The organism is Phenylobacterium sp., from assembly GCF_004297125.1.
Lineage (GTDB): Bacteria > Pseudomonadota > Alphaproteobacteria > Caulobacterales > Caulobacteraceae > Phenylobacterium.
In genome coordinates this window covers 202,335-223,451 of the sequence record NZ_SCVD01000028.1, presented here as the reverse complement: position 1 = coordinate 223,451, position 21,117 = coordinate 202,335, and the positions used below count along the sequence as shown (strand labels likewise).

Annotated in this window: 17 protein-coding genes; 7 read left to right on the top strand and 10 right to left on the bottom strand. The window is 70.7% G+C overall.

The window, feature by feature from the left end:
• Nucleotides 1-68: 68 nt before the first annotated feature.
• The 6 genes from EPO51_RS21130 to efp all read right to left on the bottom strand — a co-directional run bounded on the left by EPO51_RS21130 (nucleotide 69) and on the right by efp (nucleotide 8,508).
• The gene (locus tag EPO51_RS21130) at nucleotides 69-1,661 is read right to left on the bottom strand and encodes an amidase (RefSeq protein WP_293354292.1); all 1,593 of its coding nucleotides are present in this window, start codon (nucleotides 1,659-1,661) and stop codon (nucleotides 69-71) included.
• A gap of 57 nt (nucleotides 1,662-1,718) precedes the next feature.
• Entirely contained in the window at nucleotides 1,719-2,735 is a 1,017-nt protein-coding gene (locus EPO51_RS21125; protein WP_293354290.1) for a hypothetical protein, read from the bottom strand.
• A 17-nt stretch (nucleotides 2,736-2,752) separates the two neighbouring features.
• Nucleotides 2,753-3,709: a hypothetical protein gene (locus EPO51_RS21120; protein WP_293354288.1), complete on the bottom strand. Its 957-nt coding sequence runs from the start codon at nucleotides 3,707-3,709 to the stop codon at nucleotides 2,753-2,755.
• Complete coding sequence (locus EPO51_RS21115; protein ID WP_293354286.1) at nucleotides 3,706-6,978, bottom strand: S41 family peptidase; 3,273 nt, start codon at nucleotides 6,976-6,978, stop codon at nucleotides 3,706-3,708. Before EPO51_RS21115 ends, EPO51_RS21120 begins: the two co-directional genes overlap by 4 nt.
• Nucleotides 6,979-7,031: 53 nt before the next feature.
• On the bottom strand, nucleotides 7,032-7,799 hold the full coding sequence (locus tag EPO51_RS21110; RefSeq protein ID WP_293354284.1) for a sulfite exporter TauE/SafE family protein: 768 nt from the start codon (nucleotides 7,797-7,799) through the stop codon (nucleotides 7,032-7,034).
• A gap of 142 nt (nucleotides 7,800-7,941) precedes the next feature.
• Nucleotides 7,942-8,508, bottom strand: coding sequence for an elongation factor P (gene efp, locus EPO51_RS21105; protein WP_293354282.1), 567 nt, complete (start codon nucleotides 8,506-8,508; stop codon nucleotides 7,942-7,944).
• Nucleotides 8,509-8,618: 110 nt separating this feature from the next.
• Between efp and epmA the strand changes: the two genes are divergently transcribed.
• The 5 genes from epmA to EPO51_RS21080 all read left to right on the top strand — a co-directional run bounded on the left by epmA (nucleotide 8,619) and on the right by EPO51_RS21080 (nucleotide 14,997).
• On the top strand, nucleotides 8,619-9,647 hold the full coding sequence (gene epmA, locus EPO51_RS21100) for an EF-P lysine aminoacylase EpmA (RefSeq protein WP_465246617.1): 1,029 nt from the start codon (nucleotides 8,619-8,621) through the stop codon (nucleotides 9,645-9,647).
• A 103-nt stretch (nucleotides 9,648-9,750) separates the two neighbouring features.
• Nucleotides 9,751-11,961, top strand: a complete 2,211-nt coding sequence (locus EPO51_RS21095; protein WP_293354278.1) for a CHASE domain-containing protein — start codon at nucleotides 9,751-9,753, stop codon at nucleotides 11,959-11,961.
• A 46-nt stretch (nucleotides 11,962-12,007) separates the two neighbouring features.
• Complete coding sequence (locus tag EPO51_RS21090) at nucleotides 12,008-13,030, top strand: lysine-2,3-aminomutase-like protein (protein ID WP_293354276.1); 1,023 nt, start codon at nucleotides 12,008-12,010, stop codon at nucleotides 13,028-13,030.
• 180 nt (nucleotides 13,031-13,210) lie between these two features.
• Nucleotides 13,211-14,692 carry a L,D-transpeptidase family protein gene (locus EPO51_RS21085; RefSeq protein ID WP_293354274.1) on the top strand — a complete coding sequence of 494 codons (1,482 nt, stop codon included), beginning with the start codon at nucleotides 13,211-13,213 and terminating at the stop codon, nucleotides 14,690-14,692.
• Nucleotides 14,693-14,703: 11 nt separating this feature from the next.
• The gene (locus EPO51_RS21080; RefSeq protein ID WP_293354273.1) at nucleotides 14,704-14,997 is read left to right on the top strand and encodes a hypothetical protein; all 294 of its coding nucleotides are present in this window, start codon (nucleotides 14,704-14,706) and stop codon (nucleotides 14,995-14,997) included.
• A 31-nt stretch (nucleotides 14,998-15,028) separates the two neighbouring features.
• Here the strand turns inward: EPO51_RS21080 and EPO51_RS21075 are convergent, their stop codons facing one another.
• Nucleotides 15,029-15,583 carry a peptidoglycan L,D-endopeptidase MepK gene (locus EPO51_RS21075; RefSeq protein ID WP_293354271.1) on the bottom strand — a complete coding sequence of 185 codons (555 nt, stop codon included), beginning with the start codon at nucleotides 15,581-15,583 and terminating at the stop codon, nucleotides 15,029-15,031.
• 190 nt (nucleotides 15,584-15,773) lie between these two features.
• Here EPO51_RS21075 and EPO51_RS21070 point away from each other — a divergent pair, with 190 nt between their 5' ends.
• Complete coding sequence (locus EPO51_RS21070; protein WP_293354269.1) at nucleotides 15,774-17,102, top strand: MFS transporter; 1,329 nt, start codon at nucleotides 15,774-15,776, stop codon at nucleotides 17,100-17,102.
• A 64-nt stretch (nucleotides 17,103-17,166) separates the two neighbouring features.
• Here the strand turns inward: EPO51_RS21070 and EPO51_RS21065 are convergent, their stop codons facing one another.
• Both EPO51_RS21065 and EPO51_RS21060 read right to left on the bottom strand, forming a co-directional pair.
• Nucleotides 17,167-17,349 carry a CsbD family protein gene (locus EPO51_RS21065; RefSeq protein ID WP_293354268.1) on the bottom strand — a complete coding sequence of 61 codons (183 nt, stop codon included), beginning with the start codon at nucleotides 17,347-17,349 and terminating at the stop codon, nucleotides 17,167-17,169.
• Nucleotides 17,350-17,428: 79 nt separating this feature from the next.
• Nucleotides 17,429-18,022 (bottom strand): TetR/AcrR family transcriptional regulator, encoded by a 594-nt coding sequence (locus tag EPO51_RS21060; protein ID WP_293354266.1) that lies wholly within the window; start codon nucleotides 18,020-18,022, stop codon nucleotides 17,429-17,431.
• Between the two features lie 119 nt (nucleotides 18,023-18,141).
• On the opposite strand from EPO51_RS21060, the gene EPO51_RS21055 reads away from it, so the two are divergent.
• A complete protein-coding gene (locus EPO51_RS21055) occupies nucleotides 18,142-18,462 on the top strand; it encodes a CC_3452 family protein (protein ID WP_293354264.1) in 321 nt (106 codons plus the stop codon).
• A gap of 159 nt (nucleotides 18,463-18,621) precedes the next feature.
• On the opposite strand, the gene EPO51_RS21050 is transcribed toward EPO51_RS21055, so the two are convergent.
• The gene (locus tag EPO51_RS21050) at nucleotides 18,622-20,967 is read right to left on the bottom strand and encodes a PAS domain S-box protein (RefSeq protein WP_293354262.1); all 2,346 of its coding nucleotides are present in this window, start codon (nucleotides 20,965-20,967) and stop codon (nucleotides 18,622-18,624) included.
• Nucleotides 20,968-21,117 lie beyond the last annotated feature (150 nt).

Here is a 21,117-nt window from a genome sequence, read left to right as displayed (position 1 = left end):
CCTCCAGTCGGACCTCTGGCAGGGCGGATAACCCGCAGGCGCGGCCGAAGTTGCAGGCCCGACCGTTGCTAGCGCGGATCATAGGCGCGGCCGATTTCCGGGCGGGCGCCGACGTCGGGCAGGAACTCCGGCTCGCGTCGGACCTTGGCGGCCTGCTCGAAGGCGTAACCCAGGGCCAGCAGCCGGGCTTCCGACCACTCGGGACCCAGGAACGAAAGCCCCACCGGTAGGCCGGTGGCGTAGCCGGCCGGCACGGTCAGGTGTGGATAACCCGACACCGCCGGCAGCCGCGACGGCGAGCCGAAGAACGGGCCGCCGTTCACCGGGTCCACCACCGAGGGCGGGCCGCCGCTAGGCGAGACGATGGCGTCCAGCCTGTTGTCGCCCAGCATCCTGTCCAGGCTGTCGCGGGCCAGCTTGCGGACGACCGTGCGCTTCTCGACGTAGCCGGGATCGGTGATCGGCGGCTTGGCGGCCGCGGCTTCGAAGATCTCCTGCCCGAACAGCGGCGTCTCGCGCGGCTCGTCCTTGTTGAAGGCGATCAGGTCGTCCAGCGTCCGGCTCTTCACGGCGGCCGGCGTCGAGGCGAGGTAGTCGTTGAGCGCGGCCTTGAATTCCGTGCGCAGCGTGTCGCTCTCCAGCTCGGCGATCCTGCTGTTGGTCGCGTCGTCCGGCCCCTTGATCTCCACCAGCACCGCGCCCTGGTCCTCAAGGGTCTTCAGGGCCGCGGCGAACACCGCGTCGGTCTGCGGCGAGCGGCCCTTCCAGGGGAACCACACCCCGATCCGCGCGCCCTTCAGCGCGTCGCGCTTGAGGCCGGCCAGGTAGTTGGCCTTCCTGGCGTCGGCGTCCTTGGTGGCCGGATCGGACGGGTCGCTCCCGGCGATGACGTTCAGCATGGCCGCCGCGTCGGCCACCGTGCGGGTCATCGGCCCGGCGGTGTCCTGGGCGGGCGAGATCGGCACGATGTGGGTGCGCGCAACGAGCCCCACCGTGGGCTTCAGGCCCACGACCCCGTTCATGGCGGCCGGGCAGGTGACCGAACCGTCGGTCTCGGTGCCGATGGCGAAGGCGGCCAGGCCCGCGGCCACCGCCGCGCCGGAGCCGGAGGACGAGCCGCAGGCCGTGCGGTCGAGGGAGTAGGGGTTGCGCACCAGCCCGCCCGCGCCGCTCCAGCCGCTGATCGAGCGCGTGGACCGGAAGTTCGCCCACTCCGAGAGGTTGGTCTTGCCCAGCACGATGGCCCCGGCCTCGCGCAGCCGCGTGACGATCGGGGCGTCGCGGCCGGTGACGTTGGCGGTCAGCGCCAGGGAGCCGGCGGTGGTGGCCGTACCGTCGGCGGTCTCGATGTTGTCCTTGAGCAGGACCGTGACGCCGTGCAGCGGCCCGCGGAGCTTGCCGGCCCTGCGCTCGGCGTCGAGGCGCCTGGCGTCGTCGAGGGCGCGGGGGTTCAGCGTCAGCACCGCATTCAGTTTCGGCCCGGCGCGGTCGATCCGCTCGATGCGGTCCAGATAGGCCCGCACCAGCTCGACGGAGGTGGTCCGCCCGTCGGTCAGGGCCGCCTGCTGTTCGCCGGCCGAGGCGTAGGGGCTGATGGACTGGGCCTGGGCCGCGGATGCGACGACAGCGAAGCCCACCGCCAGGGCTGCGGACCGGATCATGCTGAACTTCCCCGAGTGTGACTGTCCCTTGTAGCGCGGACGCCGGTTCGCGCCAGCTCAGGCGACCGCCGCGGGCCAGATGGCGTCCGGCGTGTCCCAGGCGGCGAGCACATCCAGCTGCCGGAGCGCGGCGAACAGGCGATGCAGGTTGGCGAGGTTCGCCGCCGCCAGCCGGGCCAGCTCCGGCCAGGCGGCGGGCGGCGCAACGGCGACCAGGCCCCGTGTCGTCCGCCGGCAGAAACCCGCACGCTCCAGCGCCAGCAGATGCCGTCGGGTCGTTTCGGGCGAGAAGCGCAGGCTCTTCGACAGGCGGGCGATCCGCACCGGGGTGGCCAGGCCGCCGGCCGGGTCGGCGCCCCAGGCCGGCAGGTCGGGGGTCGCCACCGCCTCGGTGTTCGCGAGCGTCAGCTCCAAGAGGATCAGGCTGCTGAGGGCGTCGCCGGTCAAGGCGATCAGGTCGCTGGAGGCCCGCAGCATATAGGCCGACAGCGCGCGGTTCGCCGCCCGCACCAGCGGCTGGGCGGTGGGCGCGCTGGGGTCGGCGGTCCCGTCGGAGGGCAGGGCGCCGATCTCCTTGAGCACCTGGTAGAACCGGCGCGCCCGGTCGTAGCGCGCCCGCTGGATGGCCACGTAGGCCGGCGACATCACCGCGGCGTTGGGCACGATCACGCCGCGGGGATCCTGGATGCAGGCGCCGCGCTTCGCCATCCCGCTCACCCGCCGGCGCACGGTCTCGAAAGGAAGCCGCAGCGACTGGGCCACGGCGTTGATGCTGACCGGTCGGCGCAGATGGTCGGGGGCGGAGATGTCGCCGCCGTAGATCACCTGCAGCTCCGCGTCGCGGTTCACCGGCGCCATGTTGGCGTCGAGGATGGCCGTGAAGATCAGCGGGTCGAGCAGGTCGCCGTCGCCGCGGCTGATCTGGGCGGTGTCGCGGATGTAGCGGAGCGACGCGCGGACGGTCTCCCAGAGGAGGGGGTCTTCCAGGTTCAGGTTCGCCGACGCATCGACCAATTCGGCCATGGCCGAACGTTCGGCGTGTCGCCAGGCCTTGGCAAGCCGCCAAGCTGTCATCAGGGCCTCCGAGACCGTTACAGGGTCCCGGTCGCGGCCTGAGCTGGCGGGGCGTCCCACATGGACAGAACCCCGAACTGGCGCAGCCGGCCCAGCAGCCGCTGCAGGTTGACGAGGTTGTCCAGCACCATCCGGTCCAGCGTGTCGCCGATCCCGGGCGGCGCGATGGCGATCAGTCCGAGCGGCCCCCGCACGCAGAAGCCCCGCGCCTCCAGGGCGATCACGTAGCGCCGCAGCGTCTCGGTCGAGAAATTCAGATGGCCCGCCAGCCGGCCGTTGCGCACGGGCCGCCCCAGCCTCAGGGGATCGCGCGCCCAGGCCGCGAGTTCGTCCGGCCCGAACCCCAGGGTGTTCTCGCGGACCATCGCCAGCAGGATGACGCCGTTCGTCGCGTCGCCGACCGTCGCGCCCAGCTCGTCGGCGACCCGCAGCATATATTCCCAGATCAGCCGGTTGGTCAGCCGCACCGGCGGGTCGTCCGAGGCCGGCGGCGGTCCCGGCGGGCCCGGCGGCAGCAGGCCCAGAGCCTTGATCTCGAAGTAGAAGGCCTTGAGAAGCTCGTGGCGGACGAACACGTTGGCCAGGAATTCCTGGCCGCCCAGGGCCCGGTGCGAGACCAGGATGCCCTTCGGGGTGACCTCCATGGCGCCGATCCGCACCAGGGCCTGGATGCGGCGGCGCGCCGTCTCGAAGGGCATGCGCAGCGAGTGGGCGATGGCGCTCACGCTGACCGGCCGGCGCAGGTCGTCCGGCGGCGCCTCGGCGAGGGTCGCATAGGCGAGCTGCAGGTGCGGGTCGTTGCTGATCGCCGAGACGTTGGCGGACTGGATCGCGGCGAAGAGCAGGCCGTCGATCAGGTCGCGGGTGTTGCGGCTGGCCTCCTCGACCTTGAGGATGAAGTCCACGGTCGGGGGCGCCATTCGCCAGGCCAACGCCAGCCGCCCGTCGGTGTCATTGGCTGTCCCGGAGGTCATGGCCGCTTGGGCCCCAAACCCTTGAGGAGCTCGGCCACCGCCGCGTCGAGCTGGCTGTCCTTGCCCGACAACGTCTCGCCAAGCGGCCGCTCGACGGTGATGTCCACGGGGCGCGGATTCAGCTCCATGTCCTTGCCGTCGGCCCCCTGGATCCGGATGAACGGCACGCGGACCGTCGAGCCGTCGATGAGGCTCTGGCCGCCGGTGTAGATGATCCAGCCGGCGGTCGGCACGCCCACGACCTTGCCGAGACCCAGGTAGCGATAGCCCTCTGTGAAGTCCTCGGCGTCGGAAAGCGAGCTCTCGTTGGTGACCAGGATGGTCGGCGAGCCCAGCGCCCGCTGGCCCAGGTTCTGGCGGCTGGGCACGCCGAACAGGCCGCGCGGGGTCATGGTCAGGAAGTTGCGGCGGCTGAACACGTCCAGCACGTAGCCGTTGATGAAGCCGCCGTTGTTGTTGCGCACGTCGATGACGACGCCGTCCTTGCCCTGGTTCTGGGCGTCGAGGTCGATGTAGAGCTGGTCCAGGCTGTCGGCGCTCATGTCCAGGATGTGGACGTAGCCCAGGCGGCCGCCGCTGGCCTTCTCCACATAGGCCCGACGGTCGTTGACCCAGTGGCGATAGAGCAGGCCCGCGGCGATGCCGGGCGCGACCGGGCGAACCACGGCCTGACGGCTCGCGCCGCCGGTGGCGACGGTGAGGACCGTGCGCTTGCCTGCGCGGTCCAGCAGCAGGGCGTCCAGGTTGATCCCCGCGCCCGCTGGCTTGCCGTCGACGGCGGTCAGGACGTCGCCCGGCCTGATCGACCCCTCGATGTCGGCCGGACCCAGCGAGATCACCTCGCGGACGACCAGGCCGCGGCCGGCCTCATAGGCCTCGCGATCGAAACGTAGTCCCAGGTCGCCAACCCGCGAGGCCGGCTGCGCGCCGAAGCCCTCGGTCGGCCGGTTGACGCCGGAGTGCGAGGCGTTCAGCTCGCCGATCATCAGGTTGATCACCCGGCGCAGCTCGTCCGGCGTCTGGGCGCCTTGCGCGAACGGCTCGAACCGGTCGCGCAACGCCGTCCAGTCCTGGCCGTGGAACTTCTCGTCGTAGAAGGCGCGGTTCAGCGTCGACCAGGCCTCGTCGAACACCACCTGCTTCTCGGCTTCGAAACGCACGACCATCTCGCCCGTGACGTCGATGAAGCGGGGCTTGGGCGTGTCGATCGGCGTGGCGCTGACCCGGCCGCCGTCGAGGTAGTAGATCTGCTTGGAGTCCGGGCCGAAGGCGTAGTCGCGCTTGGGCCGGCGTCCGCCCGTGAGCTGCTGCCCGGCCGGCGGCTCCTTGGCCAGCTCGTCCAAGCTGTAGCTGAACAGGTTCTGCTGGTCCCCCTGGCGGGCCCGGTAGACCAGGGTCTTGCCGTCCGGGCTGATCACCGGCTCCTCGGCCGAGCCGCCCAGCGGGATGAAGGTCGCCCGCTCGCGGATGCCCTCGAAGACGATGCGCACCACTGGGGTCTTGCCCTTCGGCGCGGGGACGTCGTCCTTGGCGTCCTCTTCGGCCTTGGCCTCGCCCTCCGACGCGGACGGCCTGGCGGCAGGGGCCTTGTCCTTGGGGTCGGCCTTGGTCGTGGTCGGCGCGCCGGGCGGCGTGGCCTTGAAGAGGTCGCGGAAGGCGTCCTCCCGGTACTTGGGCGTGTTGGGCAGCAGGTCCACGCGGACCATCTTCACCGGCTCGCTGCGTTGGCCGCTGTCGAAGACGACGTACTTGCCGTCCGCCGACCAGGCGATCTGGTCGGCGGCGTTCCCGTTGGCCAGGAAGCTGATCGGCTTCGCCTCGCCGCCGGCGGCGGGCGCGACCCAGACGTTGCGGAACGACTTGCGGTCGGTGACCCCGAACGCCAGCCACTTGGAGTCCGGAGACCAGGCGAGCTTCGAGCCGTCGTTGCGGTCCAGGGCGCCCTCGAACAGCACCGTGTCGCGGCCCGCGCCGGCGCCCAGGGCGATCACCCGCACCTGCCGCGTGCCGTGAACGTAGGCCAGCATCTTGCCGTCGGGGGAATAGGCGGGCGCCGCGTCGAAGTCGCTGGCCGGGGTGAGCGGCCGGTCCTTCTGGGCGGCGAAGTCGTACTCCATCACCTGGCTGGCCCGGCCGCGCTCGGCGACATAGGCCAGGCGGCGGCTGTCGGGGGACCAGGCGAGGTCGCTCTCGGCCCCGGCGGTCTCGGTGAGGCGCTGGGCCTGGCCGCCGTCCTTGGCGGGGGCGGCGAAGACCTCGCCGTGGGCGATCACCGCCAGCTTCTTGCCGTCGGGCGAGACGCTCATGCTGCGGAAGCTGGTCTCCACCAGCCGCCGCTCGCCCGCCGCCGCCGGCGCGCCGCGCAGGGCGACGGGGACCTTGGCGACGGCGCCGGTCGCCACGTCCAGCTTCCAGATCTCGAATTCGCGCTCGAAGACGATCGACCTGCCGTCGTAGGCGATGGAGGGGAACAGCACCCGGCCGTCGGTGAACTTCGTTACCTGCTGGGCCGCGCCGCCGTCGACCGGCATGCGCCAGATGTTCTCGGTCCCGCCCTCGTCGCTCATGAACCAGAGGGTACGGCCGTCCGCGCCCCACATGGGCCAGAGCCGCTTGGAGGTGGCGCCCAGCAGCCTGCGGTAGGGGGCGTTGGCCGCCACCGGCTTCAGCCACAGCTCGGCCTCGTCGATGTGGGAATGGCCGTTGCGCCACCACTGGGTCGAGGAGATGCCCTTGGCCATCAGGGCGATGGACTGGCCGTCGGGCGAGGGGGCGCTGTTGAACTCGTTGAGATAACGCTCGCGGCTGACTTCCAGCGGCGTGCCGCCGGTCGCGGCCACGCGGTAGACGTCGTTCTGGCGGGCCACGTCGTTCGAGGGGCCGGAGATGTAGATCCACCTGCCGTCCCGCGACCAGCCGTCGAGCTGCTCGTTGGCGTCGGAGAAGGTGAGGCGGCGCAGCTTGCCGGTGGCGAGCGTCAGGACATAGACGTTGGCCGCGCCGGCCCGGGTCGAGGTGAAGGCCAGCTCGCGGCCGTCGGGCGAATAGAGCGGACGGCCCTCGGTGGCCGAGTCGGTGACCAGCAGGCTGGCCGTGCCGCCGGCCGCCGGGACGGTCCAGATGTCGCCGCCCGACACGAAGGCGATCTCGGCGCCGTCGGACGAGAGCGAGGGTTCGGCCAGCGTAGGCTTCGGCGCGGCGTGGGCCTGGACGGCGATGGCGGCGACGCTGGCGAACAGAAGGCGGCCGAGGCCGCGGCGGATAGTCATGGACGCACTCTCGAAGCTTGAGCGCCCTGTGTAAGGGCCGCCCCGCCCGGGCGCTAGAGCAGGCCCACGCCCTGCCAGATGGCCAAGCCCACAACCAGGACGCCGACGATCCAGGTGAGGATGCGCAGAGGCAGAACCTTGGTCATCCAGCCGGCCAGGGGCGCGGCCACGACGCCACCGGCGATCAAGCCGGCGAGGGACCACATGAGGCCGCGCAGGCCCGCGGTCTCCCAATGGCCGCTGAGCAGGCTGCCCAGGAAGGCGGCGGAGGTGGCGATGGCGACGAACATCTCCGCCGCATTGGTGGTGCCGATGGCCTTGCGCGGATCGGCGCCGGCGCCCAGCAGCGAGCTGGTCACCACGGGGCCCCAGCCCCCGCCGCCGATGGCGTCGAAGAAGCCGCCCACCAGCCCCAGGGGGAAGGGCGAGCGCCAGGAGAACACCTTCGGCCGCGCCTGCTTCCAGGCCCGGTAGAGGATCACCAGGCCCATCAGGAACAGCCAGCCCACGACATAGGGCTTCACCGCCTCGCCGGGCACGGAGGTCAGCACATAGGCCCCGACCACGCCGCCCAGCACGCCGCCGCCCGAGAGCAGGGCCAGCAGACGCCAGTCGATGTTGCGGTAGTAGATGTGCGACGCGCCCGAGGCCGCTCCGGTGAACACCTTGGCGGCGTGCACGCTGGCCGAGGCGTTGGCGGGGCTGACCCCCAGGCTCAGCAGCACCGAGGTCGAGATGACGCCATAGGCCATGCCCAGGGCGCCATCGACGAGCTGCGCCGCGAAGCCGACGGCCGCGAATAGCCAGAAATCAGGATCCATCGGGCGGGGCTGTTAGGACCAAGCTGCGCCAGCGGCCACCCCAGAACCTCTGATGCCTCCGCCAGAAGAGGTGGGCGGCATGGTTCTCAACGTTCGAAGAACACGTTCGACGAACGTGAGATCCATCAACCTTGCGAAGCGCCTAGTCCTTGGCGCGTTCCTGGTACGAGCCGTCTTCCGTCAGGATCACCACCCGGGTGCCGGCGGCGATGTAGGGCGGCACCATGATGCGCGCGCCGTTGCTGAGGATGGCCGGCTTGTAGGAGGAGGAGGCGGTCTGGTTCTTCACCGCGGGCTCGGTTTCGACGATCTCGAACGTGACCAGGCGGGGCAACTCCAGCGCGATCGGCACGCCCTCGTGGGTCGACAGCGTCACCGTCATGCCGTCCTGCAGCCAGGGGGCCGCATCGCCCACCACGTCCGGCGGCACCACGACCTGGTCGTAGTTCTCCGGGTTCATGAAGTGGTAGCCCTCGCCGTCCTCGTAGAGGAAGGTGTAGTTGCGGTCGTCGACGAAGGCCTGTTCGACCGTTTCCGTCGTGCGCCAGCGCTCCGAAACCTTCACCCCGTCGGAGATGCGGCGCATGCTGAGCTGGGTCACCGGAGTGCCCTTGCCGGGGTGGATGTTTTCGGCGGTCAGGACGACGTAGAGCTTGCCGTCCATGTCGACGACGGAGCCCTTCCGGAGCGAGCTGGCGATGACTTTCACGTAGGTCCTCGAAGATGCGGCGGGCCTGGCGGGCGGACCCGCGCGATTCCGCTGATGAAATTCTTGTGGCGCCCCTATAGCGATGTGCGCCGAAATCTCCAGCCCCCCGCGTGGTCGCACCGTTGAGCTCGCCCGTCGAAACGCCCTGGTGGGACCCCTTGCGGCGTCCCGACCGCCAGCCGTTCCTGGCCGCGCGGGGCCGGGTCACCCGCGCCGTCCGCGCCTGGTTCGACGCCCAGGGGCTCACCGAGGTGGAGACGGCGGCCCTGCAGGTCTCGCCGGGCAACGAGGCCCACCTGCACGCCTTCGCCACCCAGGCGCTGACCACCGCGGGCGAGGCGCGGCCGATGTACCTGCACACCTCGCCGGAGTTCGCAGCCAAGAAGCTGCTGGCGTCGGGCGAGACGGCGATCTTCACCCTGGCCAAGGTCTGGCGGAACCGCGAGCGGGGGCCGCTGCACCATCCCGAGTTCACGATGCTGGAGTGGTACCGGGCGGGCGCCGCCTATGAGGTGCTGATGGACGACTGCGGCGCGCTGCTGCGCCTGGCCGCCGAGGCCGCGGGGTCAACGGCGCTGACCTGGCGCGGGGTCGCCGCCGATCCGTTCGCCGAGCCGGAGCGGGTGACGGTGGCGGAGGCCTTCGACCGCTACGCGGGCGTCGACCTGTTCGCCGGGGACCTGGCGGCCGAAGCGCGGGCCGCCGGCGTCCGCGTCGCCGCCGACGACGGCTGGGCGGACGTGTTCAGCCGGGTGATCGTGGAGAAGGTGGAGCCCAACCTGGGCCACGGCCGGCCGACGATCCTGTGCGAGTACCCGGTCTCGGAAGCCGCCCTGGCCCGGCCCAAGCCCGCCGATCCCCGCGTCGCCGAGCGCTTCGAGCTCTATGCCTGCGGCGTCGAGCTGGCCAACTGTTTCGGCGAGCTTACCGACGCGGCCGAACAGCGCCGCCGCTTCGAGATCGAGATGGCCGAGAAGCTGCGGCTCTACGGCGAGACCTACCCGCTGGACGAGGACTTCCTGGCGGCGCTCGCGCTGATGCCGCCGGCCAGCGGCGGCGCCCTCGGGTTCGACCGGCTGGTGATGCTGGCGACCGGGGCGCCCCGGATCGAGCAGGTGCTCTGGACGCCGGTCGCCTGAGCCGTCGGCTTTAACCTTGACACTCAGCGCGGTGTGACGACCCCTTTGCCGGGTGGCAAAGCTAAGCCTTTCTCGCTGGTTACCGCATCTGGTCGTCCCGGCGATGGTGCTGGTCGTGGGCGTGGTCGCGACCCTGATGACGACCCTCCAACTCCTCGACGCCAACGACGCCCGCGACGCATCGCGGTTGCGCGCCGAGGCGAACCAGGCGGTGAGCGCGCTGAAGCAGCGGATGGAGGGCCACAGCGCCCTGCTGCGCGGGGTGGCGGGCCTGTTCGCGGCCAGCGAGGATGTGACGACCCAGGAGTTCTCCGCCTACGTCGGGCGGCTGGGGCTGGGCAGCCGCTACCCCGGCGTGCTCGGCATCGGCTACACGGCCCGCGTCGAGGGCGAGCCGGCGCGCGACGCGCTCGAGGCCCGGATGAAACGGCAGGGCGTCGCGGACTTCCACGTCTGGCCGGCCGGATCGCGGCCGGTCTACACCAGCATCGTCTACCTCTCGCCGCCGACCGGCGGGAACGCCGCGGTGATCGGCTACGACATGTTCACCCAGGCCACGCGGCGCGAGGCGATGACCCGCGCGGCGACGACGGGGGAACTGGCGATGTCCGGCCCGGTGACCCTGGTCCAGGAGAGCGGGGGCCTGCCCCAGCGCGGCCTGCTGATCTTCCTGCCGGTCACCGGTTCCGACGGGCGCGGCGGGACCGGTCTGCGGGGCTTCGCCTACAGCCCGCTGCGGGCCGGCGACCTGCTGCGGCCGGTGTTCCCGACGAACCCGGAGCGGCTGGTCGACGTCGAGGTTTACGACGGCGCGCCGCGCGTCCAGAACCTGCTGTTCGGGACCGCAGGGTCCGCCGCGAGGCCCGCGCGGCTCACGGCGACGCGGGTGGTGAAGGTCGCGGGCCGGCCCTGGACCCTGCTCGTCCGCACGCGCCCGGCCTTCGAAGCGGGCAGCAACCGGTCGCTGGCCTATTGGACCGCCGTCCTCGGCGCGGCGGTGACCCTGGCGCTGACGTTCGCGGTGCTGATGCAGGCCCGCGCGGCCCTGCTCGCCGAACAGGCGCGGGCCGAGCTGCGCGAGGTCAACGCCGGCCTGGAGGACCGCGTCGAGGCGCGGACCAGCGAACTGCGCGGCGAGATGGTCCGGCGCGAGGCCGCCGAGAGCCAGGTGCGCCAGATGCAGAAGATGGAGGCGATCGGCCAGCTCACCGGCGGCATCGCCCACGACTTCAACAACATGCTGGCCATCGTGGTCGGCAGCCTCGACATGGCCAAGCGCCGCATGACGGGGGCGGAAGACCCGCGCATCGGGCGCTACATCGACAACGCCGCCGAGGGCGCGCGCCGCGCGGCGGTGCTCACCGGCCGGCTGCTGGCCTTCGCCCGTCGCCAGCGGCTCAGTCCCGAGCCGTTGGACGTCAACCGGCTGATGGGCGGCCTGACCGAGCTGCTGGGCCGCTCGCTGGGCGAGCCGGTCGATATCGAGACCGCCCTGGCCGACGACCTGTGGCCGGTGCACGCGGATGCCGCCGAACTGGAGAACGCTCTGCTGAACCTGGCGGTCAACGCCCGCGACGCCATGCCCGACGGAGGTCGTCTCACCCTGGAGACCGCCAACGTCACGGCGCCCGTCGGGGACGACCCCGGCGGACCGGAGGCCGGCGAGTATGTGACCATCCGCATCCGCGACACCGGGGTCGGCATGGAGCCCGACGTGATCGAGCGGGCCTTCGAGCCCTTCTTCACTACCAAGGAGGTCGGGCGCGGGACCGGTCTTGGCCTCAGCCAGGTGTACGGCTTCGTCAGCCAGTCGGGCGGGTGGGTGACCATCCGCTCGGAGGTCGGGAAGGGCTCGACCGTGGCGATCTACCTGCCGCGCTGGACGGGCGCCGCGGCCGAAGCGCCGCCGCCGGAGCCGGTTGCGGGCCCGCTGCCCCGCGCGCGGGACGGCGAGACCGTGCTGGTGGTGGAGGACGAGGCCGAGGTGCGCCAGCTGTCGGTCGAGACTCTGCGCGAGTTGGGCTACGCGGTCGCCGAGGCCTCGGACGCCGACGAGGCGCTGCGATGGCTCTCCGCCCGCCCGGCCGCCGACCTGCTGTTCACCGACATCGTGATGCCCGGCATGGACGGGCTGCAACTGGCGGAGCAGGCCCGCGCGACGCTGCCGGCGCTGAAGGTCCTCTACACCACCGGATACGCCCGCGACGCCAGCGGCGCCGAGCGGGTGCGGGGCGCCTTGCTGCCCAAGCCCTTCACCATCGAGCAGCTCGCCCGCCGCGTGCGCCAAGCCCTGGACGAGGAGCGCGCGGCCTAGGGTCTCATTTGCCGCGGGGCGCCGCATGGGCCATATGCGCCCCGCCATGACCGCCCGCACCCTCCGCACACCCAGAGACCTGGTCGACGCCGGCCTCGTCGCCTCGCACCGGCTCGCGGAGCTGGAGGGCGTGGCCGCCCGCTACGCGGTGGCGATCACTCCCGCCATGGCCGAGCTGATCCCCGACAACGACGCCATGGCCCGGCAGTTCGTGCCCGCCGCCGCCGAACTGGACCGCACGCCCGACGAGCGCGCCGATCCGATCGGCGACGAGATCCACAGCCCGGTGGAGGGGATCGTCCACCGCTACCCCGACCGCGTGCTGCTGAAGGCCAACCACGCCTGCGCCGTCTATTGCCGGTTCTGCTTCCGACGCGAGATGGTGGGGCCCGACGGCGTGCGGCCGCTGTCGCCGTCCCAGCTCGATGCGGCCATGGCCTACATCGCCGGCCGGCCGGAAATCTGGGAGGTGATCGTCACCGGGGGCGATCCGCTGATCCTGTCGGTCCGCCGCCTGCGCGACCTGATGGCCCGGCTGGCGAAGATCGACCATGTGAAGGTGGTTCGCTTCCACACCCGCGTGCCGGTCGTCGATCCCGCGCGGATCACGCCAGGGCTGGTCGCCGCGCTCCGGGCTCCGGGCAAAACCACCTGGGTCGGCCTGCACGCCAACCACCCCGACGAGTTCACCCCCGCCGCCGAGGCCGCCTGCGCCCGCATCCTCGACGCGGGCATCCCCATGGTCAGCCAGACCGTGCTGCTGAAGGGGGTCAACGACGAGGCGGCGACGCTGGAGGCCCTGTTGCGCCGCTTCGTGGAGCTGCGGATCAAGCCTTACTACCTGCACCACGCCGACCTGGCGCCCGGCACCGCCCACTTCCGCACCACCCTGGCCGAGGGCCAGGCGCTGATGCGGAGCCTGCGTGGCAAGGTCTCCGGCCTGTGCCAGCCCACCTATGTGCTCGACATCCCCGGCGGCCACGGCAAGGCGCCGGTCGGACCGTGCTACGCCGGTGATGGCGAGGTCACCGATCCCGGCGGGAGGCTCCACGCCTATCCGACCGCGTAACGCGTTCGTTGTGGCCCGAATGTGACAGTCGGACTGCCACGTCGCGGGGGCCCGTCGACACATCGGTCGGTTGGGACCAGATATGCGTTCATCCAAGGGTCATCGGGGCGCGTAGATACCCCGAACAACAGAGAAGGACCGGGTAAAGACATGGGCGGCGATGGCTTGCGGGGCGGACGCATGGGGCGCTGCCTGGCTTTGGCCGCCTTGGCGCCCCTGGCGTTGGGCGATCTGGCGATGGCGCAGCCGGCCGCCGCTCCACCCGTACTGCAGATCCCTCCGGCCGCCGCCGCCCCGGTTCCGCCGCCGCCGATCGAAATCCCCCCGCTGACGCCTGGGCAGGCCCAGGTCGCCCTGAAGGCGCTGCGCGCCGCCGATCTGCACGGCCTGCAGCCCAAGGCCTATGTCCCGGACGGCCTTCCCGACGACGGCGTGCTGAGCCCGGCCCAGGAGACCGCCCTGACCGCCGGCCTGTTGCGCTACGCCCATGACGTCCGCATCGGGCGCATGGACCCCGACAAGTTCCCCGAGCTGTGGCAGGTGCGTCCGGCCGCCTACGACCCGGCGCCCGAGCTGGCGAAGGCGCTGGCCGAGGGCCGTCTGCAGGCCTGGCTCGATGGCTTGCCGCCTCGCTACGCCGGGTATGCCGGGCTCAAGCGCGGGCTGGTCCGCTACCGCGAGATCGCGGCCAAGGGCGGTTGGAAGACAATCATCGAGGGCCCGAAGATGGAGCTGGGCTCCAAGGACCCGCGCGTCGCCGCGCTCCGCGCCCGCCTGGCGGTCGAGGACGGCGCCGTCGCCGACACCGGCCCGGCGATCTTCGACAAGCCGCTGCAGGAGGCGGTGATCCGCGCCCAGCGGCGCTATGGCCTGAAGCCCGACGGCGTGGTCGGCAACGGCACGCTGGCGTACCTGAACCAGCCGGTGGGCCAGCGCATCCTGCAGATTCTCGCCAACATGGAACGCTGGCGCTGGATGCCGCCGACCATGCCGGCCACCCGGGTGCAGGTGAACACCGGCGCGGCCATCGTCACCCTGTTCCGCGACGACAAGCCGGTGATGTCCATGAAGGCGGTCTCGGGCAAGCCGGGCGACGAGACGCCGATGCTTGTCTCGTCGATCCACAGCGTGGTGATCAATCCGCCCTGGAACGTGCCGTCAGGCATCGCCCAGCGCGAGCTGTGGCCGAAGGAGAAGGCCAATCCGGGCTATTTCGCCAAGCACGGCTACCGGATCATCCCCGTCCAGGGCGGCCAGCCGCGCCTGCAGCAGGCCTCGGGCGACCAGAGCGCGCTGGGCCGGTTCAAGTTCGACTTCGACAATCCGTTCGCGGTCTATCTGCACGACACCCCGTCGAAGGGCGGCTTCGACCTCTACGCGCGCAACGCCAGCCACGGCTGCGTGCGTCTGGAACATCCGCGGGCCCTGGCCGAGGCGCTGCTGAACGGCGATCCGACCTGGACCAGCGAGGCCATCGACAAGCAACTCGAGGGCGACAAGACGGTGCGGGCGAGGCTGGCGGTCCAGACGCCGGTGTTCATCCTCTACTGGACGGCGTTCGCCGGCGGGGACGGGCAGATGCACTTCCGTTCGGACCCGTATAGTTGGGACCGCGAACTGTTGCAGCGCGTCGGTGTGTTGGCGTCCGGTACGAAGGTCTGAGGGGGCCTTAGATGTTGAAGAAGGTGCTGTGGATCGCGGCCGCCTGCGCGGCGATCCTGGTGGCCCTGGCGGTGAGCCGGAGCCTGAATTTCGACAGGCCGGTGGAGAAGGCGGTCGAGCCGCCGGCCGCCGTCGAGACCGCTCCACCGCCTCCGCCGGAGCCGAAGGTCGTCGAGGTCCCGCCGCCGCCTCCGCCGCCCGTGGAGCGCACGCCCGAGGAGCAGCAGATCCAGGACGACGCCGCCGCCACGGGCATGACCACCGTCGAGCCGGAACCCCCGCCGACCGAGTCGCCGCCGACCTAAGGGCCGATCGTCCCGGATCGGCGGATTCCGCTCAGGATCCGCGCCACTGCCGGACGCGGCCGGTGTCCACGTGGACGAAGTTGGACACCGGATAGAAGCCGACGCCGCCGGCGCCCAGCGCCAGGGCGGCGTTGCGCAGGTTGGACAGCTCCACGCCAGGGACGCGGACGTCGATCGCCTTGCCCACCGTGTGCTGGCTGTTGCTGGCCACGCCGCTCGAGCGTTCGTGCAGCATGGCGTTGGTCCGGGGCGAACGGTAGCCGGAGATGATCTGGAACGGGGCCCGCGTCTCCAGCTTGCCGCCGATGGCGTGCAGGGCGTCGAACAGGGCGGGGTCGATGAACCGCTCCTCGCCGGTGCGCCAGTCGCGCATGACGCGGGTCGCCTCGGCCAGGGCGTCGGGCAGGTAGCTGCCGTTCGCGTAATAGACTTCGTTGAACTTTTCGCCGGTATGCAGGTTGTCGAGGATCGCGCGGCGCGGCTGCCAGACGTCGAAGTTCTGCGCCCAGGCGGGCGCGGCGATCGCGGCGAGGCCGGCTGCCACGCCAAACTTAAGCAGATCTCTGCGGCGGACGAGGTTGGGCATGGCGCCTCCGGGCCGTCGTGACGAAGGCGGCAAGATGGCCGGCCAATCGTTAAGGTCAACCCTACCGGACGCAGGTGCGACGAGGCGCCGCCATCCGCCCACGCTTTGGGCAGGCCCTTGCGCTGAAGCCTCCGGCCCCGGACAGTCGCCTGGAAACGGGGCCGTGAGAGCCGCCGCGAGGGGAAGCGTCATGAGTTCGGGGTCCGCCCGTCCAACGGAGATCGTGTCGTCGCCCGCCACCCTGCGCAAGGTGGTGGCCGCCAGCATGATCGGCACCACCATCGAGTGGTACGATTTCTTCCTCTATGGCACCGCTGCGGCGCTGGTGTTCAACCGGCTGTTCTTCCCGGCGTCCGAGCCGCTGGTCGGCACTATGCTGGCGTTCGCGACATATGCGCTGGGCTTCGTGGCCCGGCCCCTGGGCGGGATCGTGTTCGGTCACTTCGGCGACAAGATCGGCCGCAAGAAGCTGCTGATGCTCAGCCTGGTGCTGATGGGCGGGGCGACGGTGCTGATCGGGCTGTTGCCCACCCACGACCAGGTCGGGGTCTGGGCGCCCGCCATGCTGATCGCGCTGCGCCTGATCCAGGGCTTCGCCGTCGGAGGAGAGTGGGGCGGGGCGGTGCTGATCGTGGCCGAGCACGGCGACGCCGCCCGGCGCGGTCTCTGGGCCAGCTTCCCGCAGGCCGGGGTGGCGGCGGGCAGCCTGCTGGCGTCGGGGATGCTGGCGGCGATGGCGGCGTTCCAAAGCGAGGCCGAGTTCCTCGCCTGGGGTTGGCGCGTGCCGTTCCTGCTGTCGGCCGTGCTGATCGGCGTCGGCTGGTGGATCCGCACCACGGTGGAGGAGAGCCCGGCCTTCCGCGAGGTGGCCAAGGAGGTCGCGGCCATCGAGAAGGCTCCGACCTTGGAGGCCATCCGCAAGCGTCCGAGAGAACTGCTGATCGGCGGGGGCCTGAAGTTCGCGGAGAACATCAGCTACTACGTCATCACCGTCTTCTCGATCACCTACGTGACCCAGCAGTTGGGCCTGTCGCGGCAGGTGGCGCTGGAGGCGATCCTGATCGCCTCGGCCTGCCATGTTTTCCTCATCCCGATGTTTGGAGCCCTGTCGGACCGGATCGGGCGGCGGCCGGTCTACGCCTTCGGGGCGTTCGGGATGGTCATCTGGGCCTTCGTGTTCTTCCGCCTTTTGGACACCGGGCAGCCGTCGATGATCATCCTGGCCTGCGTCGGGGCGTTGTTCTTCCACGGGGCGATGTACGGGCCCCAGGCGGCGTTCCTGGCCGAGATGTTCCCCACCCGGATGCGCTACTCCGGGGTTTCACTGGCATATCAGGTGACGTCGATCTTCGCCGGCTCCCTGGCTCCCTTGATCGCGGCGGCGCTACTGCAGGCCACGCATTCGGGGACGCCGATCGCGATCTATGTGGCCGCCGCCGCGCTGATCACTGGCATTGCGGCCCTGCTGGCGCGCGAAACCCGGGGCAAGACCTTCACGGAGATCGACGCCGAATCCTGAGTCCGGACACGCCAAGGGCCGCGGCCGTTTCCGGCGCGGCCCCTCGTTTTGGCGAACCGATCCGCTACTTGCGGAGCGCGTCGCGAGCGGCGTCCTTCACGGCGCCGACGCCCTTCTGGACCTTGCCTTCCAGGCGCTCGGCGGCGCCTTCGGCTTCCAGCCGTTCGTTGCCCGTCGCCTTGCCGGCGGCTTCCTTCACGGAGCCGGCAATGTCCTTGGCCGCGCCTTTGGCTTCATCCTTGTGCATAGCTTTTGTCCTCTGAAATCACTGTGGGTCCACCCATCGGCAGTGACTACGCGACAGCAGCGTTATCGTTCCGATCCCTTCAGGCCGCCGCGCGGCATGTCCGGTCGAGCAGGGCCTCGAAGGCCGCATTGGCTGAGCGCTTGGCGTCGTCGTCGCCCATCATGCGGCGAGAATCCGAGTGGCCCAGGACGAAGCTCTTCATCTGGAAATAGGCCGCCTGCGCTTCGGCTTCGCTCAGCGGCGGGTCGCGCAGGGCGCGGAACTCGCGCACCATGGTCTTGCGCCATCCCTGCAGCCGCTTGTGCAGCAGGTCCCGCAGCGGTCCCGGCTGATCGTCCAACTCGACGCTCAGCGCGGTCACGGGACAGCCGCTATCGGGCCACTCCTCCTCCGCCCAATGCAGCCATCGCTCGAAGATCACCTCCAACCGCTCGCGGCCGGGCGTCAGGGCCTCTGCCGGTTTCCAGATCACCTCCGCGAAGCGGTCCATGACCGCCTCGACGACGGCCATGTGCATGTCTTCCTTGGAATCGAAGTGCTTGAAGATCCCGCTTTTGGAGAGGCCCACCGCTTCCGCCAAGTCAGCCAGACTGACGCCCGTGAGGCCGCGCATCGCCGCCTGACGCGCCGCTTCGCCGACGATCCGGGCCCTCGTCGCCTCACCTTTTCGCAAGGGCCAAGTCTCCCTGCTTGACAAAGTGACCAATCGTGCTCTTTTTGAATTTAGCGACCGGTCGTGCTCTTTTCTACCAAAGGAACACGATAATGCAAAACTTCAGGTGTGTGAGCGCGATGGCCGCGGTGGCGGTGTTCGTGTCAGGGACGGCATTTGCTCAAACCGCGGGCTACCGGGGCGAAGCGCGCCTCGCGTCCGCCAATTCGGCTCCGCGCGAGGAGGTGATCGCAGGCGTCACGTGGCGCTGCGAAGGCGACCAGTGCCAGGGCGCCGCCGAGCGCAAGGCCAACCTCGATGGATTGGTTCGCGAGTGCAAGAAGGTGGTCGCCGTGGTCGGCCCCGTCGCCAGCTACAAGTCCGGCGGCCGTGAGCTTTCCGACGGTCAGGTGCGGGCCTGTAACAAGGCCGCCATCCAGCTCCAGGCCGCCCGCAACTAGTTCGGTTCCTCCCCTCGGCAGGCCGCTTCGGTTCGTCCGGCCGGCCAAGGGACACTCGCGGGAGGGACGCCCGGTGAGCGGCCGGCGCCTCGGCGAAGGCCCGGGCTATCCCAGCCGGCCATCGACAGGCGTCCTTCCCGCGGTCTTTCCCGCCGGCGGTCAGTCGCGCCGCGGCGCCCGCGCACGCCTCGCGGTCTCCAGGTCCACCAGCTTGCCGGCGGTGCGCAGCGACAGGCGCTCGGAGATGGCGCGGTTGAGCTCGCTCAGCTTGTACGGCTTGCGCAGGATCGGGAACTCGTCGCCGATCCGGGCGGCCGCCTCGCTGTAGCCGGTGGCCAGGAGGATCGGCACGTACGGAAAGGCTTCACGGACCTGCCGCGCCATGCTCAGGCCATCCGGCTCGCCCGCCATCACGATATCGCTGAACACCATGTCCACGGGTTCGCCGGTGTCGAGCGCGGCCAGCGCCGCGGCGCCGTTGCTGACGGCGCGGACCTCGTGGCCCAGTTCCTCCAGCATCCGGGCCGCAACCTCGGCGACCTCCGGATTGTCCTCGACCAGCAGGACGCGCGCGCCGGCGGCCGCGGCCGGCGGCTCGTCCTCGCTCTGCGCCGCCGGAGCCCGGTCCGCCCGCGGCAGGTACAGGGTGAAATGGGCGCCCGCGCCGAGCTCGCTGGTCACCGTGACCTGGCCGCCCGATTGGTGGGCGAAGCCGAACACCTGGGACAGGCCCAGGCCGGTTCCCTTGTCGATGTCCTTGGTCGTGAAGAAGGGGTCGAAGATCTTCGGCACGATGTCGGGGGCGATCCCCGTCCCGGTGTCGGCGACGGTGAGCGCCACGAAGTCGCCCTCAAGGCCGCCCGAGCCGTCCAGGGTGACGTTGTCGCCCCTCAGCGACAGGATCCCGCCGCGGGGCATGGCGTCACGCGCATTGACGGTGAGGTTCAGCAGCGCCAGCTCCAGTTCGCTGACGTCCACCGCCACCGGCCACAGGTCGGCTCCGAGGTCCATGTCGAGCCGCACGGCGGCGGGCAGGCTGGCGGAGAGCAGCTCCCGGAGGCCCGGCGCGCGGTCCGCGAGGGCCGTCGGTTCGGGGGTGAGGCGTTGCCGGCGCGAGAATGACAGCAGATGGCGGGTCAGGTCCTCGCCGCGGCGGGCCGACGCCTCGATGGCGTCGAGCGCCTGCAGCGCCCGCGGATCGTCGCTCACCCGGCGGCGCAGGAGCTGGGCCTGGCCGCTGACCACCATGAGCAGGTTGTTGAAATCGTGCGCCACCCCGCCGGTGAGCTTACCCAGCGCCTCCAGCTTCTGGCTCTGGGCGAGTTGCTCGTGCGCCCGCTGAAGCTCGAGCTGGGCGCGGCGCTTGTCGGTGATGTCGCGGGTGATCTTGGCGAAGCCGATCAGGACGCCGTCATCGTCGCGGACCGCGTCGATGATCACCGAGGCCCAGAACAGGCTGCCGTCCTTGCGCACCCGCCAGCCCTCGGCCTCGTAGCGGCCCAGCTCCGCGGCCGTCTCGACCGCACGGACGGGCGTCCCGGCGGCCCGGTCCTCGTCGGTGTAGAAGCGCGAAATGTGCTGCCCGATGATCTCGTTTGCCGTGTAGCCCTTGATCTGCTGCGCCCCGGCGTTCCAGCTGCTGACGACCCCGTTGGGATCGATCATGAAGATCGCATAGTCGACCACTCCGGAGACCAGCGTGCGGAACTGCCGTTCGCTCGCGGCCAGGGCCTCCAACGCCGCCTTCCGCTCGGTGACGTCCCGGGTGATCTTGGCGAAGCCCATCAGGCGGCCGTCCTCGTCGCGGATCGCGTCGATCACCACGGAGGCCCAGAATCGCTCGCCGTCCTTGCGCACCCGCCAGCCTTCCGCGTCGAAGCGGCCCTCCCGCAGCGCCGCCTCGAGCGCTCGCGCCGGCATCCCCGCCGCCCGATCCTCCGGCGTGTAGAACTGGCTGAAGTGCCGGCCGACGATCTCGTCGGCCCGGTAACCCTTGATACGCTCCGCGCCGCGGTTCCAATTGGTCACCACGCCGTTGGGGTCGATCATGTAGATGGCGTAGTCGACCACCCCTTCGATCAGCAGCCGGAAGCGCCGCTCGCTTTCCGCCAACGCCTCCTGCGTCTGGCGCTGGCGGGTCATGTCGCGGGTGACCTTGGCGTAACCGATCAACTGGCCGGCCTTGTCGCGCACGGTATTGATGACGCCCAGCGCCCAGAATCTGCTGCCGTCCTTGCGGACGCGCCAGCCTTCGACTTCCACCCGTCCGTCTTTCCTCGCCGTGGCGAGGATCTGCTCGGGAACGCCGGCGGCGCGGTCCTCGGGTGCGAAGAACTGGGAGAAGGGCCGTCCCTGGACTTCCTCTTCGGAATAGCCCTTCAGGCGGGCGGCGCCGGTGTTCCAGCTCATCACCCGGCCATCGGCGTCAAGCATGTAGATAGCGTAGTCGCTGACCGCGTCCACGAGGTACTGAAGCGCCGGGTCCGGCCGCGACGGGTCGATCATCCCGTCCGCCGGGCGCCCTGACGACGGAGTGACCTCATCGGCGTGCACTCGTGGTTCCCCCATCCCCTGCCGGATGCGAACGCGTGAGCCTGCGACGGGTTCCGACATTGCGCCCGGCCCTCGCCACCGCTATCTGCTCGCGCGAATTCC